The sequence below is a fragment of the Paenibacillus cellulosilyticus genome, from assembly GCF_003182255.1.
GTDB classification, from domain to species: domain Bacteria; phylum Bacillota; class Bacilli; order Paenibacillales; family Paenibacillaceae; genus Paenibacillus_T; species Paenibacillus_T cellulosilyticus.
In genome coordinates this window covers 45,048-62,362 of the sequence record NZ_QGTQ01000005.1, presented here as the reverse complement: position 1 = coordinate 62,362, position 17,315 = coordinate 45,048, and the positions used below count along the sequence as shown (strand labels likewise).

The window sequence follows — 17,315 nt, the reverse complement described above, 5'->3', positions numbered from 1 at the left end:
CCCTCTCTAGAAAATTCCTTCGTCGCCAAGCTTCTTGGCCACTCGGTTAGCAATCAGTACAAGTACAAGACCGATGACAGCTTGGAACAATCCTACTGCTGTCGCACGGCTGATGTTGCCGGACTCAATACCCCAACGATAAACCAGTACCGGAATCGTCGTTGTGTATTCGGTGGTCGCCTTGTTCGTAAGGGCGTAGATCCGCTCGAACGAACCGTCCATGACTTTGCCCAGGTTCAGGATAAGCAAGGTTACAATCGTCATCCGAATCGAAGGCAGCGTGACGTTCCACATCTTTCTCCAGCGGCCTGCACCGTCAACGGTCGCAGCCTCATAGAGATCGGGGTTAATGCTGCTTATTGAAGCAAGATAAATGATCGTTCCCCACCCCATGCTCTGCCATACGCCGATCGCCAGGTAGCTGAACAGCCAGTGCGTATCTTCTTGCAGGAACGGAACCCGATTGAAGCCCATTGATTCAAGAACATTATTGACTGCGCCGTTACCTTGGCTTAGGAGCTGGTAAGCAAGCGCTCCGATGATAACCCAGGAGAAGAAATGCGGCAGGTACAAGAACGTTTGATTGATCTTCTTGAACCGAGCGCTCTTGATCTCACTTAATAGTAGTGCGAGTATGATCGGCATCGTAAAGCTGAATAATAGATCGAGACTATTGAGCATCAATGTATTGCGTACAGCACGGGCGAAGTCAGGTTTATCGAAGATCTCCTTAAAAATCTGAAATCCTACCCAGTCACTTCCCCAGAATCCCTTGGCAATCTTATATTTCTTGAATGCCAGGACAAGACCAAACATTGGCGTGTACTTGAATAGTAATACGAAGGCTAATGGAACAACCAATAGTAAGTACAGCTGCCAATCTTGTCGAAGAGCATGAAGCCATCCTGTGCTCTTTTGTTTCTTCGGTAATAAAGCGGTTTCATTATTGAGTGAAGCGCTTTCAACTTTCACAGTCTCACCCTCCTCTTACAGTAGACCTCCCGATGACTGAATGCATGTGTTCAGACGATGGTGGGCTATGTCTGCATCATACCGCCCTAGCCTCGCAATCGTAAATCATGAGTATTGATTCGAGCTATCATTTTTGATTTTTCCGCGCCACTACGCGGTTTTCGGCACCTTGCACATGATTGATCAGCCCTTGAAACGATGCTCATGATCAATTCTGAATAGCATATAAAATGAGTGAAGCTGTCCCTCCTTGGCCGCTTGGGCCAGAAAAGACAGCTTCGAAATACGCGCTTATTTATTGATCATTGCTTGCGTTTGTTTCTGCACCACTTGTTTTCAATGTTTTGTAGCTGCTCGGAGGCATTCCTTCGTATTTACGGAAGAATCGATTGAAGCTTTGCACATTCGCATAGCCGATCTCAGCAGCAATCTGCGTCATGTTCAAATTCGATTCCAGCAATAATTGCTTCGCCTTCTCGATCCGCAGCGAGTTCGTATAATCGATCAAGCTCTTGCCGGTCAGCTCCATTACGATTTTACGCATATAAGAGTAGCTGATACCGATCTCCTTGGCCATATCCTCGAACACAATTTCCTCGCAATAATGCTCTTCAAGGTATTGGGTGATACGTTCCCCGTAACCTGCGTCTCCCGAGCTGCGCCCCAGATACTGAATAATATCTCCGAAGAACTCATGTAAATATTCGTCGAGCTCATCGAGCGTATCTCTTGTCGCAATGGCCGAATAAATATTGCGGCGGCCCGCAAAAATACGCGCCGTACTGACGTTATTTTCTCGAAGATGCTTGATCGTAACCCCGAGAATCTGGTTGTAAATGAACATGATGTTATCGTACGAGATGTATTCGACAGACTGAATTTCCTCACGAATGATCCCAAGCTCTTTAATAATGCTATCCAAATCGCCATTATCGAGGAAATTGAGAATACGCCGCTCGCTGTTCGCTGGATAAATATATTTGCCGCTCTGGTCAGCGTCCTGTTTCCAATACGTGATGCCGCCGCTTCCTTCAATCATCCGATGCTTGGTGACTTCCATTGCTTCCTCGACACGGTCGGAGATGAGTGCACTCGAGTCCGTCTGACTGCTGACGCCTACCGTTACCGAGTGGCCCAGCAGCTCTGCCGCTGCTTCGCGGATAGCAGGAAGCGCTGCATGGATCGAAGCATGGCTGTTCTCCGCTTCTTCGGCTCCATAGTTAATAATCATGACGAAGTAGCCCTCGCCCTGATAAACGGTACGTACATGAATGCCTTCCGGGAACAAGCTATCGCACTGCGACACGAGCACATAGCGATGGTACTGGCGTGTTTCCGAGTTCGCATGGGCTACATATCGCCTGTAACGGTCTATAGACACAATGGCCACCATGTAATAAGGATGCGGGAACAGATCATCCACCTGCTTGGTGACCTCGCCCTTTAGCAATTGATGGATCGCCAGGCTGCGCGTATCCTGCTCCCGTTCCTTCAGCAGACGAGTCAGCCCTTCCTCTTCCTCCTGCATCCGGCGGAATGCCGCATCGAGGAAGACGAGTTCATTCTTCTTCGTGATGCTCATATTGCTCCGAGCACGGATCTCTCTTACCAGCTCGCGCAGCGGCTTGGACAGCCAAGTGGCTAGAAGAACCGTCAACAGCGCGCCTGCGAAGATGATGATGACCGTAATGAAAATAATGCTGCGCTGGATGGTGTGCGTCTTGGACAATAGCTCGTCCATTGAATACACGTTCACATTCAACCATTGAAATTGGGTCGATGAACGTGACCACGTATAAATCAGATGCTCCCCGTTCATCTCGTGGTAGGCATACCCTTCCTTGTTGCTGCTATCCAAAATGTCCTTGATATAAGGCTGGTCTGTCCCAGAAGTGAACATCAGACTCTTGTCAGCAATCGAAATAATCGTGCCGTCTGATTCCATGAGCATATAGCTATGCTTGCCTGGTTCGGACGTTCGCAAATACTGGCTAATTCGATCTTCCTCCAAATTAACGACAATCGTGCCCTTCGTCGTTGTCGACAAACGGTTCAACGGCAGTACGTATGTGACGACGTTCTTGCCATCGGCCAGTTTGCGCGGGAACCAGACGCCGCTTATACCTCTTCTTCCTTCCAGCGCAGTCTCCAGCCATTCCATTGGTTCGTACCGGCTAAGCGACGTTATTCCCTTATCGGACGAAACCACGTAATCCGCACCGTCCAAATAGAAATAAGCGGAGTACACGCCATCCTGCCGATTTCTCAAATTGGTCAACTCACTTAGGACGACCTGCGTACTCGCTATATTCACATATTGACTGTTCAACTCGTCCAGCGTCTCAAAGTTGCGTACACGATCGAACACCTTCGTCGCAGCGAGGTGCACCACATCCTGTGCAAGGCTGTTCAGCGCCATCTCATTCAGCTTGCGGTTCGCATTAAGCCCCGCGAGCGTTGACTCCGCAATAGCACTTTCCGAGTGCTTCAGAATCTGTGTGCCGCTATACCACGTCAGGATTGAAATCGGAATGGCCATTACGCAAAACATGATGAGCGTTAGCTGCAGCATGATTGGAAATCGTTTCATTCAAGCCTCTCCTTCCTTCATAAGCTGCCTGCTGCTCCAGCCTATGAATTAACTCTCACATTAAGACAGCGCTTACAATAAAACAAAAAAAGATGCCTCTTATATCTGCGATCCTGCGTCGTTATAGGTCCAATTGTGCTCTCATTCAGATCCACCATCGAAATAAAAGACTTCGTTCTACAATTTTATGGGTTCTTGGTCGAGGTTTCAAGTTTAAATTGTACCCACCTGAATCTTCAGGAGTTCTACCCGCCTAAATCGGGGAGTTCTACCCACCTAAATCCTCCCTGCTAGGGAGGACCCCATGGGACTCCCGTCCCCTGGACCCCGGAAGGGGTCGATGTAGAGACAGAGGTGCGGATACGTTACTTCGTGATGGGGGTCGCGTGCCCCTATGGGGCATAGCTTTCGTTCGAGCGTACAGTGCGTCCATGCTGGACGCATTGAAAAAAGCGCTGCTGAGCATGCTGAGCAACGCTTTTTTACTGGAGGCAATATAGAGGATTAAAACATCAACGGAAATGCGACGGCGACGAATGCGGCCCACAGTCCGTAAATTGGCAAGTACTTTGTAACGGCATCTTGGACCGTTGAAGGTCCTGTTTGGTTGCGCAGCATACGTACATAGGCGCTCATGATCCAAATCAGATTCGCCCAGATCAGTACGTTAATGCCCAGAACCGCAAGCCGGTTGGCCGTAACTCCGTAGGAGGACAGCCGGAAGACGATGGCCGACAGTGCGACGCTATCAATAATGAGCGCAAGCGCAATGAGGGCCGCATTGACGTAGTCCGTAATGTTCTTGCGCTCATCTGTCCCTCTCTCTGTAATGGAGAAGATCGTGACGGCCAATACCCCGAGCAGAATACCGTTGAAGGACAGCAGGAAATCACGGTCCGAGAATGGACTTTTGCCAACCCAAGCTACGGTTACGAGATAAGCTGCCAAAGTCACTAATACGAGCGGACTGAAGATTCGGGCGATATACGGCGCAATGTTTTTGGCAAGCTTCAAGTTCTTCGATACTAGGTAAGCAGCCACAACAGAGAGCGCTGCGGCACCAAACGCCACGATATTGGTGAAATAAAATTCCGAGATATCCAGGTCGACGAGTTCGAACAACCGCATCGTAATGCCTGTCAGCAGCATGCCGCTGATCGCCATGCAGGCGTATAGGATCGCAAACTCGCCATTGAATTTGAGGTAAGCGAGCCTTGCTCTGCCGATGCGATATTCATTGCCTGTGTAGGCGAGCCCGACGATTACCCATAAGAAGATCGGCAGGTGCAAATACGCCAATACAATGCTGTCCGTCTCCTTTTGCGGCAGCAGATTCAGAAGGACGATCGCAAGTGCGAATATCGATGCCAAGGTGTAGATCATTCGCTTGTTGGCTCCATTGTTGACAGCGAAATAAGCCGCAATAAAGGGAAGTACACCAAAGGCAATATTCATCATCGTGATGTCGCCGCGATTGGCAAAGAAAAGGATGAGTCTCGTGCAAATACCAGCCAGTATCGCCAAAATGCCCATCGATACGAAATTCCGCTGAAACAGGGTGGCCTTCTTTGCAGCTTCTGGCTCCTTATAATGCAGTCGTTCGTTCCACACGGCAAGAACCTGTGAATCGGGATTGTGCTCCCAAGCATGAGCGAATGACTGGCGGAACGCCTCGGGGTCCGCTCGAAACATTTGCTCCAGCTCACGTGGGTTATGGAGCTGCTCCAGCACCCGGTTATTAACATTCATTGTTATGCCTCCCCTAATCTCGGTTACCATAAGGGCTGTTTTCTGATTTGATTCTAACGTATGATTTATCGTTTTACAATAAATATTTCTCGATTTTTGTTAAGTTTTTATTGCTACAGGCACACAAAAGGGAGCACCTCTCCGCATTGAGAAGCGCTCCCCTTTATTCATTGCCCCTGGTTCACCAAGTTCTCTGCGGTGCGGAAGGCCAGCGCCATAATGGTCAGCACCGGATTCACGCCGCCATTCGTTACATGTACCGAGCCATCGCTTACCCATAGATTATCGTAGCCGTGTATGCGGCCAAGTGGATCGGTGACCGATGTCATCGGGTCATTCCCCATCCGCAGTGTTCCCGCCTGATGTTGACCGCCGCTAAGCCCACCATATGGGCCGGTACGCCACACCTCTCGCGCTCCTGCTGCCCACAGCCACTTCTCCGCCTGCTCGCCCAGCATGTTCCCCGCCCGAAGCGACTCAGGGTGAACGCTGCCGGACAGACGGGCTGCCGGAATCCCGAAACGGTCCTTGACCGTCTTGGATAGGCTCACTCTAGATTCCGGATTCGGAATCTCTTGAATCGGGCCCATAATCTGACTCGTGCGCAAGTAGCTATCGCGCATCATCCGTTTCCCTGCGATTCCCCATCGTGCTGCATTTGGCGCAACGGCTCGGTACCAATGAATGAGCGGCAGCCGAGTGAATTCGTTCGCAAGCAGCCCGCCCCCGATTACGCCTTGTTCGCCGCTATGATCGAAACGGAAGGTCGCAATGCTGACCCCTGGCCCAAGACCATCCTGTACGACTTCATCAAAGAGACCATACGCACCGGCGTACACATGTCCTTGCAGATGCCTTCCTACCTGACCGCTCCGATTGCCGATTCCATCCGGCTCCTCATCCGTAGCTGAGCCCAGCAGCAATCGTGCACTCTCAATGGCACCAGCAGCCACCACCACATGTCCTGCCCGTACTTGTCTCCGCTCGACAACACCATCGACTTGCCTTACAAGTCGAACGCCCGTCGCGTGCTTGCCACCTTCCGTATCGATGCGTTCCGCCATCGTATCGCAGATCAGATCGCAATTGCCCGTTGCCATCGCTCGAACGAGCATCGTATTGTGCCCACCATTCTTGCTGTTGGTGGGACAGGCGAACCCGACACATTCGCCGCAGCGGACGCATGCCGGCCGCCCGTCCCGCTCTACCGAGTTGATAAGGAGCGGAACGGGACCCGTCTCCCATCCCAGCTTCTCTGCTGCGCGGGCTAACCGCTGCGCATCGAGGTTTAACGCCATGGCCGGCATCGGAAATGGACGCTCCCGATTGCCCCTTCCAGAGTGAGCATTCCCATCACCCGAGACGCCAATCTCCCATTCTGCACGATCATAGTAAGGTTCCAGATCCTCGTAACGAATCGGCCAGTCGCTTAATGAGCTTCCCTCTGGAACCCCGTAACGGCTTGCCATACGGAAATCGTTCGGGTGGAAGCGCCATGCCTGTGCCCCATAGACCCTCGTTCCGCCACCCACCGTCATCGCATTGTTGTGGTAATCGCCCGTGTAAGGCGCTGTCACACGCTCTTCCTCTCCTGCCAAAACGATAGTGCGCGGGTTCCCCTCCAAGTCTGGGCCTGTGTTATGTCCATAATGGCTAAGCCGATGATTGCGCAGATGATCTCGGCCGACCTCATCGTATCGGAGCCAGCTTCCGCGCTCCACGACGAGAACTTGAAGCCCCGCTTCTGCCAATACCGCTGCTGCAACAGAACCACCCGCGCCTGCTCCAATGACGATCGCATCATAGCGATCTCGCAGCTGATCGAATGATTTTTGCGGCAAATCGACCTCTGGAACGGGTGTATCTATATTCATAATCGGGCCGGGACGGAAGCCAAGCATCTCCCATGACTTGCCCCCCCTATTGCCGCCCGCATCTGGATTGCCGTAGTAGCCCTCAACCACTAGGTTGAGCAGCGTACGGAAGAAATGTGTAGGTGACACAGGCCAAGCCTGATAGTTGTCGCGCTCCGCTTCGCGTAGGAGTTGATCCTGCTCGAGAGGCAGCAGTTCCGAGAATGACCAGCCATATTGCGTGTATGCTTCCTCATCCAATGCGCGAAGCCCAGGCTCGACTACCTCTGTCCAAGCGGTGACATCTTCCGCAGCGCGGCGCTCCAAGTAGGTTAACACGCCGCCATCCGAGGCCGAAGGCCATTCATCCCCAGGAATCATACGATCGGAAACCGCTTTCAAAACTAGAGCCGCATCATATTGACGCATTCTCTGAACGCCCCCTCCTATTCACTTCTACCTCCATATTATCCCTTGCATAGAGGCGAGTAAATGAGAAATAAAAGAGTCGTACGCATGATCGCCGGGTAATCAATATGTAGATAATAATATGTAGGTTATATCTAGAGGTTGTAGTATGATAATAGTAATAACTGGTCCAGCAGGGATAAGGAGGAATAACCAATGGAATTGAAATGGCTGGAATGGGCCAAGCAAATACAAGCCATTGCACAAACGGGACTGACCTATGCCAAGGATGTATACGACATTGAGCGGTATGAGATCCTCCGAGAGCTGAGCATCGACATCCTAGCGAATTACTCCATAACCTCAGACGAGAAGATCAAACTTACCTTTGCCAGCGATACCGGCTATGCCACTCCGAAGGTCGATATAAGAGCAGTCGTGTTCCAGCAGGGTAAACTATTGCTCGTTCGCGAGAAGATGGACGGAGCCTGGTCTCTCCCCGGCGGATGGGCCGATATTGGACTTTCCCCGACAGAGGTCGCGGTTAAGGAGGTTCGTGAGGAATCCGGTTATACGGTTCGACCGGTTCGACTGCTGGCCGTGCTGGACAAGAAGTTCCACAACCACCCGCCCGAACCTTATCATATCTACAAAATATTCATCCAATGCGAAATCATCGGCGGTGACGCTCAGATCGGCCTTGAGACCAGTGCTGTCGACTTCTTCGAGGAGCATAATCTGCCCGAGCTGTCTGCGGAACGCAATACGCTGAAGCAGCTTCAATTGATGTTCGAATACTTACATAATCCGAACAAAGAAGTCATTGTCGACTAATCAAACCACTCTACCAAAAATAAAGCATATAATCGGACCGGTCGGCCCTCTATCGAGGATGCTGTCCGGTCTTGTTCGTCATAAACTGGTATTATAACAGTCAATATTGTATTTTTATTAGTACAACTATTGATCAAGTGCTGCATTGAAGAAAGGATGAACGCCATGCTCAAGCTGCTCAGTCGAAGCATCCGCGACTTCCGTGCTGCTTATCCGAAGCTGCTATTTTTCGAATATTTATATATGCTGCTTACTAGTGTCATCATTATTCCGATCATTACGCTGATCTTCAACCGTGTTCTTACGGTCATCGGTTCTGGCTCGCTCATGAATGAAGATATTGCGGAGCTCGGATTGAACTGGCAGGGTATGGTCGGACTCATTGCGATTGGTCTAATCGCATCATTCGCCGTATTCATCGAGCTATGTGTGCTCGTTGTTCTTGTCCAGCAGCGGTATTTTGGCAATCGGGTCGCCATTACTGACGCGCTACTGACGGCGCTTCGCCAGACGCCGCGACTGCTGGGCGTCGGTTCCGTGCAGCTCGTTATTTTATTGCTCGTGCTGATCCCGTTCGTCGACTCGCCGATGTCGGAGTCGTTCTATGCGCTATTCAACGTACCGATTTTCCTTGAGCGCAATGTGCTGCATTTATCGCTGGTCATGTCGATCGTGTACGTTGTTATTTTGACCGCGGCGGTTTACTTGATTATGCGATGGGTGTTCGTGCTTCACTTCATCGTCCTGGAGGGCCGATCGGTCGGCGCCGCCATTCGAAGCAGTCTCGATCTGACAAGGGGGAAGCAATCAAGGGTTCTCGTCTCGTTGTTTCTCATTAATGTACTCGTCATCGGTACTGGCTTTGCGGCGCTCTCATCCTTGTCGTTCTTACCTTATTGGCTCAACCATAACGTTCTTAAGGCATTCACCGAGCATTATTCATTAACGCTCACCTCCATGCTTACATACATGCTGACGCTGGCGATCATGCCGCTGAACATCATCGTGTTGACGCGCCTGTTCTATGTGTTCGGACGAGAACGGGGGCAAGCGCCGCGCGATCACCTTCGGCTGTATCGCAGTTTCATCGGGCGCTGGGAGCATAATCTCGCCGACGCCGCGAGACGGTACACGCGCAGACGAACGTTATTCGCCGTAATCGGCGTCATCTATGTATCTCTGATGATATTCGTTGGTGTCAAGGCAAGCAGCCATCTGGTCTATGCCAAATGGAGCGTGCTGATCTCGGCGCATCGCGGAGGCGACATCGAATTCGCACCGGAGAACTCCATGCCGGCAATTCTAAGCTCAATCGAACAAGGTATCCAATCGGTCGAGATCGATGTTCAATTGACCAAGGACGGTGTAGCTGTCCTGAATCACGACGCTACACTTTACCGCATGACGGGTGTGAAGAGCAGTGTGTCCGACCTGACCTATGCCCAAGTGAGCAAGCTCTCCCTGGGCCTTGATGAGGAAGGCGCTTCTATCCCTATCGCGACGCTTGAGGAAGTGCTTGCCGAAGCACAAGGGCAAATTAAGCTGCTGATTGATTTGAAGCCGACCGGACCGAGCGAACCGCTCGTGAAGGAAGTCGTTCAGCTGGTCCATGATTTCGGAATGGAACAAGACGTGTACATTCAGTCGTTCGACAGCAGCACACTGCGGCAAATCCGCCAGCTGGCGCCCGAGATCCGAATCGGTCAAATCATGTATTTTGCCGTTGGGAATCTCTCTTCGCTGGACGTCGATTTCTACACCGTTGAGCAGATCATGGTGACGAAGCAGCTCTTGGATCAGGCCCATAATGCCGGACGCGAGGTCTGGGTATGGACGGTGAACGGACGCCACAATCTGAAAGAAATGCTCAAGTTCGAGGTAGATGGCATTATTACCGATACGCCAGCAATGGCGCAATCGATGGTCGGAATTGATCTATAGATCGTGTAGATTTCGGAAAAGATAAAGCCGGCATTGTCCTCGCCTGATGGCGCGCGACGTTGCCGGCTTTTTTCATAGACAGGAACCCTATGTTTAAGTTCGTATGCAATGCGGTCGTGGCAGTTCCTCGACCTTAGTCGGTGCGTAGGGGCTGACCCTGAGACCGTTACGGAGAACAGTCTACTCTGCTATTCTTTTCCCAACAATTGAAAATCTTAAGTTAACTTTAAGTTTTGCTTGAAGATTATTTAAGAAAGTTTCTTCTACAATAGGAATATCAGCTTGTTCTATAAGCCGACCACCATTCCTTCGTACGGAAGAAAGGCAGGCCCTTATCGTGATGCAGCAAATGAAACAAAGTTCAGACTATACCGCTCCTGTGAGATCAAGAGTACGCTCTTCGCATACATATCCTTGGCCGAGAATAAATCTGCTGGTCCTCATAGCACTGGCTCTGCTGGTCGCCGCCGCTGTATGGTTATATCGGCAAGGTCCCTCTGAGGAGCTGCCTCCACCAACCGAGCTTCATCCTGCCGTTGCGCAGGCCATCGACCAATTGGTCGATGAAGCCTCGAAGCTTGGTATTGAGGTTGTCATCACCGACGGCTTCCGCAGCTCCGCCGAGCAGGATGCGCTGTACCGCCAAGGACGCGAGGACAGCGGTGTAGTTGTGACCCAGGTAAAGGGCGGCGAGTCGTACCACAACTACGGTCTTGCCATTGATTTCGCATTGCGGACGCCAAGCAATGATGTCATCTGGGACATGGGGTATGACGGCAACGGCAATGGCCGCGCGGACTGGATGGAGGTCGTCGATATTGCCAAGAAGCTCGGCTTCACATGGGGCGGCGACTGGGAAGGATTCAAAGATAATCCCCACCTCCAAATGGATTTCGGATACAGCATCCGTCAGCTTAAGAACGGGCATTATCCGTCGATGAGTGCGGAGGAAGAGGCTTAAAGCTCATCGATCGGCGCGCCATCCAACACATGCTCAATAATGATAGGGAGCTTCTTGATGAACTTCTGCCACTTTACTCCCTCAAATGTGACAAGTTCATCATGCTCGACATCTAAGCTGCCTAAACATTTCTGGTCTGGAATCCAAATGATAAAGCCTGTACTGTCAAAGCCTTCAACTTCTTTGGTGAAATCCAGAAACACTCTATCCTGCCAATGTATCTCCTTCACATCAAAGATCGTTTCGAACTCGATATATTCCACCGAGCCATTATCGGGAAGATCGATTCGACGGCTCTCGGTTCCGAGCCATTTGACGATGTCCGATGGTAGTCCCATCTTTTTTAGTTCTGCAGCACGTTTGTCCGCCTCATGCCAGATTGCTGGCTCGAACTGTTTAATGTAAGCCATCATTTCTTGATTTTTGAGCTGCTTCGCCTCTAGAAACGCACGTCCACCATACTTGTCTTTGATCGTTACATCCGCGCCGTGCTCCACCAAATATTTGACGATTTCGAAATGGTTGCCGGATGCGGCCATTTGAATCGGCGTTGGACAATACGGAAACACCTGATCCTTGCCGCTGAAGTTGACATCCGCTCCATAATCGACGAAAAGGCGAACCATTGCGAATTCACCGTCCCATGCTGCCGAGCGAAGAGCCGCACCACCAGAATAAGATTTCATCTCGAAGCCCAGCTCAAGCAAGGCACGGATGCCCTCATAATTCCGAGAGTAAAGAGCGCTCTTCACGGCCGAAGATTTCACATGATTCATTGCGTTAATATCAGCACCGAGCTTAATAAGCTTCTCGAATAGCGTTTTATTGCCGCGCCGGGCGGCATTAACGATTACAGGATCATCCTTATCGTTATAATGATCAATCGTGTAATTGTCTATGATGTACATGACCTTATCCAATTGTTCGCTCTCAAAGGCACTGTTTAATAGTTGAAACGGTATGACCGAACCTGGCGGATAGGTATCCGTATCATTTTCCTTCAAAGCACGCACTCCCCTTTCCTACCTACTGAGCTTTTCCTATTATATCTCGCATACGTTAGCTGACTTAAGCGATGAAACGATCAAGCATAGTACTCCGCGAGCATACAAATTCCCGTAACTATCCTCAAAATCTGAATCTAGCCCGTCATATTTGCGTACTTATCTATAAAAGGCCAGCACTTTCACCTTACCTTCTTGAAGACGTCACGTAGTACAGCCAACTTACCATCGACAAAAAAAGAGGTTATTCGACCAAATCGTCGAATATAAAAGTGGCCTTGCTGCAATAAGCTGTTAAGTATACAAGTCATTAGGAGGATAACAACTTGAACGTTTCTTACTCTGAGTTTCGCAGACGAGCTAGAGAAAGCTTGCGGGGACAATGGGGCAAATCAGTTGGCGCAATACTGCTCGCTTCTATTCCATCTTTCATTCTGGCCTTTCTCGGACTTTTCTCTCACACACTAAAAGTCGCTGGCGATATTATGAGCTACGTGATTGCAGGGATGATAGCATTGGGGACAGCAGCCTTCTTCCTGGGTATCTCCCGCCATCAGAAGCCCCCGGCCAAGTCTATATATCAAGGGTTCAATAATCCGGGCAAAGCCTTCCTGCTGTACATTCTGATGGCCATCTTTATCTGCCTGTGGACACTGCTGCTGATTATCCCTGGCATCATCGCCGCTTATCGCTATTCGCAGGCTTACTACATTCTGACGGATAATCCGAATATAAGTCCGCTCGAAGCGATTCGCCGCAGCAAAGAGATGATGGTCGGCCACAAATGGCGCCTGTTCGTTCTCCAGCTCACGTTCATCGGCTGGGCGCTGCTGTGCATACTGACGCTGGGTATCGGCTATCTCTGGCTCGGAGCTTATATATCGGTTGCGTCGGCTCACTTCTATGATGAAGTGAACAACCAAGGCGAGAAACCGCCTGCTCCACTTGATCTCTCTAAGTCATAATGGCAAAAGAAGCGGATACCTGCTATCAGGATCCGCTTCTTTTTTGCCTCGCGCTCGTCTAAATTACAATAAAACCAATCAACCAAAGCGGAATAATAAACCCAATATACTAACATACATATAGAAATAAAATCAACATTTTATCAAAAAATATCTTGTGTATTTCGACCAAATCCGTTAATCTACTATTCGAAAGTAAATTTATCCATAATAAGGATGTGTGCGAAGATGGAAATGATGTCGATGAAAATGATGATGTCGATGTGTATGGATGAGATGATGTGCAAGATGAAGAACATGCAGATGATGATGGACCAAATGCAAGAAATGAACATGATGGACATGATGGATATGGACGCAATGATGGCTAATATGCAGCAATGCGACGAAATGATGACGATGATGATGAGCATGATGCGTCAAATGAAAGAAACCGCCGTATAAGATTTCTCCTCTGCCAAGGAGCAATCAAACACAAGCGGTTGCCGAATTTGCGAAATTGGGTTACATTTATGTAGGTGTACATATCCATCTGACCATGGATCCGTACTGGTTTACTTACGCTGCTGCGGAGCAGACGACTGCACGCGCACCGATCTTAACAAATGCATAGCAATACCCGATGTCCGACAGAGCGGTTAACTGCATGCGGGCTTTTTTATTTGGACCAGATTTATTATCGGATGGCGTATAGCTGCCTGCCGATTTCGATTCGCCGTGTCTTCAGCTCCCACACTTCCTCGGATAATCGCTCCGCGATTGAAGCATTCTCCGTCTCACGCAGCTGCCGATACAACTCCAGCATCTTGGCGTTTATGGCATCGAACTGCTGCCACAACTCTTCCCGTCGACGTTCAAGCGATTCTTGCTCCATACGATGCTTAGCATCGTTCATCGTATTTATTATTTCTTGCTGCCACGCATTGTCTCCAATCTGCCTCGCGTAGTTCAGCAAATCCAAATAATCATCCATCCATTGTCTCTCGAATGTTCCGGTTGAGATCATAAGCTCATCTCCATCCTCACCTATATACCTAGTATTATACTTGGAATTATAGGTAATGCAAGGTGCTGGGAAAATATTTTTCAACCAGCTGATCCCGTTCATTGGCAATAAGAATGTTGTTTTCTAAAATGCGACTATTATACTATGAATAGTTAGTTTTAGAACATAAGGAGTGTGATCTGCTATGAAAGAATTCGATCATGAATTCGCTGAGCACATTTACTATACAGCTTCTCCGTTCGAGAAGAAGGGAGGCTTATGGCCTGTCCGGGCAGGATGGAACAGAGCCAAAGCGGCGTATATCGTCGGGCCGAAAATCATCGAGTGCTACTCCGTTCACTTCATCATTGAGGGGTCACTCTATCTCGAATACCCCGGCGGATCAGTGACACTTCATGCAGGAGATGTATTCTGTCTGTATCCGAATCAGAGGTATTTGTATCGCCGTGGCGAGCCTTTGGATGAACCTGTTCGGCTGCGGATGTACTGGCTGGCATTCAACGGAACGCAGGCACCTGATCTGCTTGACCGTCTCGGTATCAGCCTCGATCTACCCTATTCTCGCCAGCGGCTGACGCCCGATACGGAAGCCTCGATTCAGCAAACCTTATCGTTCATGCGAGGAGAGAATGCCGACGACGACTTTCAGCTAAGCGCATCTATTTATAGGCTGTTCGGCATTTTGCACACGACCCGTGACCCCGAACCAGTCAATAAAAGCACCGATAAGTGGATCAACGCAACGCTCGATTACATCCGAACGCACTACATGGAGGGAATCGCCGTCGCAGATATTGTACGTGCCTCCGGCGTTCACCGCTCTCATCTATACAGCGAGATGACGCGGCTTACCGGCATGGGGCCGCAGCAGTACTTGACGAAGCTGCGCATGGAACGGGCTGTTGCGATGCTCAGAAGTGAGGCATACAGCATAACCGAAATCGCTTTGTCGCTCGGATATCCAGACCTATACTCGTTCTCCCGCGCCTTCGGCAAGCAGTACGGAATGCCGCCGAGTCGTTACCTCCAAGACCAGACAAAATGACAAATCGCGATCAGACAAATTGATATTTTATTCCACAAATGTTCGGATTAATATAAACCTATGCGCATAAAGCATAGTAAATTGGTGTGAATAATAAGCAAACATTTTGTGGATTCACCACACCGACCGATCGTACCTTACGAAAGGCCCTTCAGCCATTTGCAGCTGCCGCTTGGTATTGCTGCAATTGTGAAAGCATTGCTTTCCATACGTAATTGGAGTGTTTCCATAAACACCTGTAGGGGGTTCTCAGAAATGACAAACTGGAAGAAGAAGACCGGCTATCTCTTATCTGTCCTCATGCTAGCAAGCGCCGTTACCGCATGCTCCTCGGGCAGCGACAAAGAAGAAACCAGTGCGGGCACAAGTCCGTCGCAAGCAGGCACGACAGAGACAAGCGATTCAGACAGCAATGCCTCAAATGCATCCGCAAGCGGATTCCCGATCGTGCAAGAGCCGATCAAGCTGAAGATGTTCGCGCAGAAATCGCCGCCGAACGGTCCTTACGAAGACATGCTCGTGTTCCAAGAATACGAGAAGCTGACGAATATCGATGTGGAATGGGAGGACGTTCCGACGGAAGGCTTCGTTGAACGTAAGAACCTGCTGTTCGCCTCCAACGAGCTGCCGGACGCGCTGTTCAAGGCAGGCATTACACAGCTTGAGGCGGTCAAATACGGTTCATCCGGCATGCTGATTCCACTAGAGGACCTGATCAACCAGTACGCACCTAACCTGAAGGGACTGCTGGAGCAATATCCGGAGATCAAGTCATCCATTACCGCTCCGGACGGTCATATCTATGCACTGCCAGCGATTGTAACGCTTGGCTCCGGCAGAACAGATAAGTTCTGGATTAACCAGACATGGCTGAATAAGCTTGGACTCAAGGCGCCGGAGACGACCGACGAGCTGCTGAACGTGCTGCGGGCATTCCGCGACAACGACCCGAACGGCAATGGCGAGAAGGACGAAATTCCGTTGTCCGCGCGGCGCAAAGACAAGGACATCGTCGGTAACAGCATCATCAACCAGTTCATCGGCTCTTGGGGATTGGACCAGCAGATGGGCTACGATCTCAACATCAATAATGACAAGGTGGACATCTGGTTCGATAACCCGGAATTCAAGGAACTGCTGCAATTCGTCAATCAGCTGTACACGGAGAATCTTCTGGATCACGAGGTGTTCACGCAGACGGAAGCCCAATACATTGCGAAGATGGGCTCTGGCAACCTCGGCTTCTTCGCCAACCAAGCGAACGATCCGTTCACTTCGAAGAAGGATGACTATGTCGGCATTGCGCCGGTGGCCGGTCCGAACGGAGACCGCAAAGCATTCGGCAAACCGGTCGCGCGTGACTTCGGCGCTTTCGCCATTACATCTGTGAACAAGAATCCGGAGGCAACCATTCGCTGGATCGACTACTTCTATGGCGATGAAGGCTCCATCTTCTTCCGTTACGGCATCGAAGGACAGACGTACAACCTGCAAAGCGACGGAAAGCCGGAATATACGGATGAGATTCTAACCGACTCTCGCGGCACAGGTACGACGATCGGACAATTCTCGCCGTGGCCGGGCGGCGGAGCGCCGCACCTGATCAGCGAGCTCAACTCGTCGGCGATCAATCCGAAGGAAGTCCAGGCGGCGCAGGAAGCACTCGAACCATACCTGCCTAAGGAAATTTACGGTGCACCGATCTTCGATGAGAAGACGTCCAAAGAAGTCAACACCTTGCGTCAAGATATCGATATCTACGTGCTGGAGAACAGCTCCAAATTCATTACCGGCGCGCTCTCCTTTGATAAGTGGGATGACTACGTGAAGACGCTCGAGAAGATGAACCTTGGACAGCTGGAGAAGATCTATCAGGAAGCATACGACAAGAACAAGTAAGCGAACGAATGGGCCGCTCGCAGATCTCTCTCACCGGGGTGATTGGCAGAGCGGCCGTTTCCACGATACGTTCGCATCAGAATCCAGC

13 protein-coding genes are annotated in these 17,315 nt (G+C 50.3%); 7 read left to right on the top strand and 6 right to left on the bottom strand.

The features are described 5' to 3' along the window. Nucleotides 1-6: 6 nt before the first annotated feature. The 4 genes from DFQ01_RS09335 to DFQ01_RS09320 form a co-directional block, all read right to left on the bottom strand. The gene (locus DFQ01_RS09335; RefSeq protein WP_110043626.1) at nucleotides 7-972 is read right to left on the bottom strand and encodes an ABC transporter permease; all 966 of its coding nucleotides are present in this window, start codon (nucleotides 970-972) and stop codon (nucleotides 7-9) included. A 295-nt stretch (nucleotides 973-1,267) separates the two neighbouring features. Then, complete coding sequence (locus tag DFQ01_RS09330) at nucleotides 1,268-3,562, bottom strand: AraC family transcriptional regulator (protein ID WP_110043625.1); 2,295 nt, start codon at nucleotides 3,560-3,562, stop codon at nucleotides 1,268-1,270. A gap of 504 nt (nucleotides 3,563-4,066) precedes the next feature. After that, nucleotides 4,067-5,311: a DUF4153 domain-containing protein gene (locus DFQ01_RS09325; protein ID WP_245946595.1), complete on the bottom strand. Its 1,245-nt coding sequence runs from the start codon at nucleotides 5,309-5,311 to the stop codon at nucleotides 4,067-4,069. Nucleotides 5,312-5,478: 167 nt separating this feature from the next. After that, the gene (locus DFQ01_RS09320; RefSeq protein ID WP_110043623.1) at nucleotides 5,479-7,593 is read right to left on the bottom strand and encodes a GMC family oxidoreductase; all 2,115 of its coding nucleotides are present in this window, start codon (nucleotides 7,591-7,593) and stop codon (nucleotides 5,479-5,481) included. A 195-nt stretch (nucleotides 7,594-7,788) separates the two neighbouring features. On the opposite strand from DFQ01_RS09320, the gene DFQ01_RS09315 reads away from it, so the two are divergent. The 3 genes from DFQ01_RS09315 to DFQ01_RS09305 all read left to right on the top strand — a co-directional run bounded on the left by DFQ01_RS09315 (nucleotide 7,789) and on the right by DFQ01_RS09305 (nucleotide 11,308). After that, nucleotides 7,789-8,406, top strand: coding sequence for an NUDIX hydrolase (locus DFQ01_RS09315; protein ID WP_110043622.1), 618 nt, complete (start codon nucleotides 7,789-7,791; stop codon nucleotides 8,404-8,406). Between the two features lie 165 nt (nucleotides 8,407-8,571). After that, the gene (locus DFQ01_RS09310; RefSeq protein WP_110043621.1) at nucleotides 8,572-10,347 is read left to right on the top strand and encodes a glycerophosphodiester phosphodiesterase; all 1,776 of its coding nucleotides are present in this window, start codon (nucleotides 8,572-8,574) and stop codon (nucleotides 10,345-10,347) included. A gap of 340 nt (nucleotides 10,348-10,687) precedes the next feature. Then, nucleotides 10,688-11,308 carry a M15 family metallopeptidase gene (locus DFQ01_RS09305; protein ID WP_110043620.1) on the top strand — a complete coding sequence of 207 codons (621 nt, stop codon included), beginning with the start codon at nucleotides 10,688-10,690 and terminating at the stop codon, nucleotides 11,306-11,308. Here the strand turns inward: DFQ01_RS09305 and DFQ01_RS09300 are convergent. After that, the gene (locus DFQ01_RS09300) at nucleotides 11,305-12,321 is read right to left on the bottom strand and encodes an ankyrin repeat domain-containing protein (protein WP_425452376.1); all 1,017 of its coding nucleotides are present in this window, start codon (nucleotides 12,319-12,321) and stop codon (nucleotides 11,305-11,307) included. The two genes, DFQ01_RS09305 and DFQ01_RS09300, sit on opposite strands and share 4 nt — an antisense overlap. A 317-nt stretch (nucleotides 12,322-12,638) precedes the next feature. Between DFQ01_RS09300 and DFQ01_RS09295 the strand changes: the two genes are divergently transcribed. Beyond that, a complete protein-coding gene (locus DFQ01_RS09295; protein ID WP_110043619.1) occupies nucleotides 12,639-13,277 on the top strand; it encodes a DUF975 family protein in 639 nt (212 codons plus the stop codon). Between the two features lie 228 nt (nucleotides 13,278-13,505). After that, complete coding sequence (locus DFQ01_RS09290) at nucleotides 13,506-13,721, top strand: hypothetical protein (RefSeq protein ID WP_110043618.1); 216 nt, start codon at nucleotides 13,506-13,508, stop codon at nucleotides 13,719-13,721. 232 nt (nucleotides 13,722-13,953) lie between these two features. Here DFQ01_RS09290 and DFQ01_RS09285 read toward each other — a convergent pair whose 3' ends face one another. After that, nucleotides 13,954-14,283, bottom strand: coding sequence for a hypothetical protein (locus DFQ01_RS09285; RefSeq protein WP_110043617.1), 330 nt, complete (start codon nucleotides 14,281-14,283; stop codon nucleotides 13,954-13,956). Nucleotides 14,284-14,467: 184 nt separating this feature from the next. On the opposite strand from DFQ01_RS09285, the gene DFQ01_RS09280 reads away from it, so the two are divergent. After that, on the top strand, nucleotides 14,468-15,328 hold the full coding sequence (locus tag DFQ01_RS09280; protein ID WP_110043616.1) for an AraC family transcriptional regulator: 861 nt from the start codon (nucleotides 14,468-14,470) through the stop codon (nucleotides 15,326-15,328). A gap of 255 nt (nucleotides 15,329-15,583) precedes the next feature. Then, on the top strand, nucleotides 15,584-17,227 hold the full coding sequence (locus tag DFQ01_RS09275; RefSeq protein WP_245946593.1) for an extracellular solute-binding protein: 1,644 nt from the start codon (nucleotides 15,584-15,586) through the stop codon (nucleotides 17,225-17,227). Nucleotides 17,228-17,315 lie beyond the last annotated feature (88 nt).

What these genes read in the sequence shown, in the direction of transcription:
- DFQ01_RS09330 (WP_110043625.1), bottom strand. Translation starts at nt 3,562, where the DNA reads ATGAAACGATTTCCAATCATGCTGCAGCTAACGCTCATCATGTTTTGC.
- DFQ01_RS09325 (WP_245946595.1), bottom strand. Translation starts at nt 5,311, where the DNA reads ATGAATGTTAATAACCGGGTGCTGGAGCAGCTCCATAACCCACGTGAG.
- DFQ01_RS09320 (WP_110043623.1), bottom strand. Translation starts at nt 7,593, where the DNA reads ATGCGTCAATATGATGCGGCTCTAGTTTTGAAAGCGGTTTCCGATCGT.
- DFQ01_RS09315 (WP_110043622.1), top strand. Translation starts at nt 7,789, where the DNA reads ATGGAATTGAAATGGCTGGAATGGGCCAAGCAAATACAAGCCATTGCA.
- DFQ01_RS09310 (WP_110043621.1), top strand. Translation starts at nt 8,572, where the DNA reads ATGCTCAAGCTGCTCAGTCGAAGCATCCGCGACTTCCGTGCTGCTTAT.
- DFQ01_RS09305 (WP_110043620.1), top strand. Translation starts at nt 10,688, where the DNA reads ATGCAGCAAATGAAACAAAGTTCAGACTATACCGCTCCTGTGAGATCA.
- DFQ01_RS09290 (WP_110043618.1), top strand. Translation starts at nt 13,506, where the DNA reads ATGGAAATGATGTCGATGAAAATGATGATGTCGATGTGTATGGATGAG.
- DFQ01_RS09285 (WP_110043617.1), bottom strand. Translation starts at nt 14,283, where the DNA reads ATGATCTCAACCGGAACATTCGAGAGACAATGGATGGATGATTATTTG.
- DFQ01_RS09280 (WP_110043616.1), top strand. Translation starts at nt 14,468, where the DNA reads ATGAAAGAATTCGATCATGAATTCGCTGAGCACATTTACTATACAGCT.
- DFQ01_RS09275 (WP_245946593.1), top strand. Translation starts at nt 15,584, where the DNA reads ATGACAAACTGGAAGAAGAAGACCGGCTATCTCTTATCTGTCCTCATG.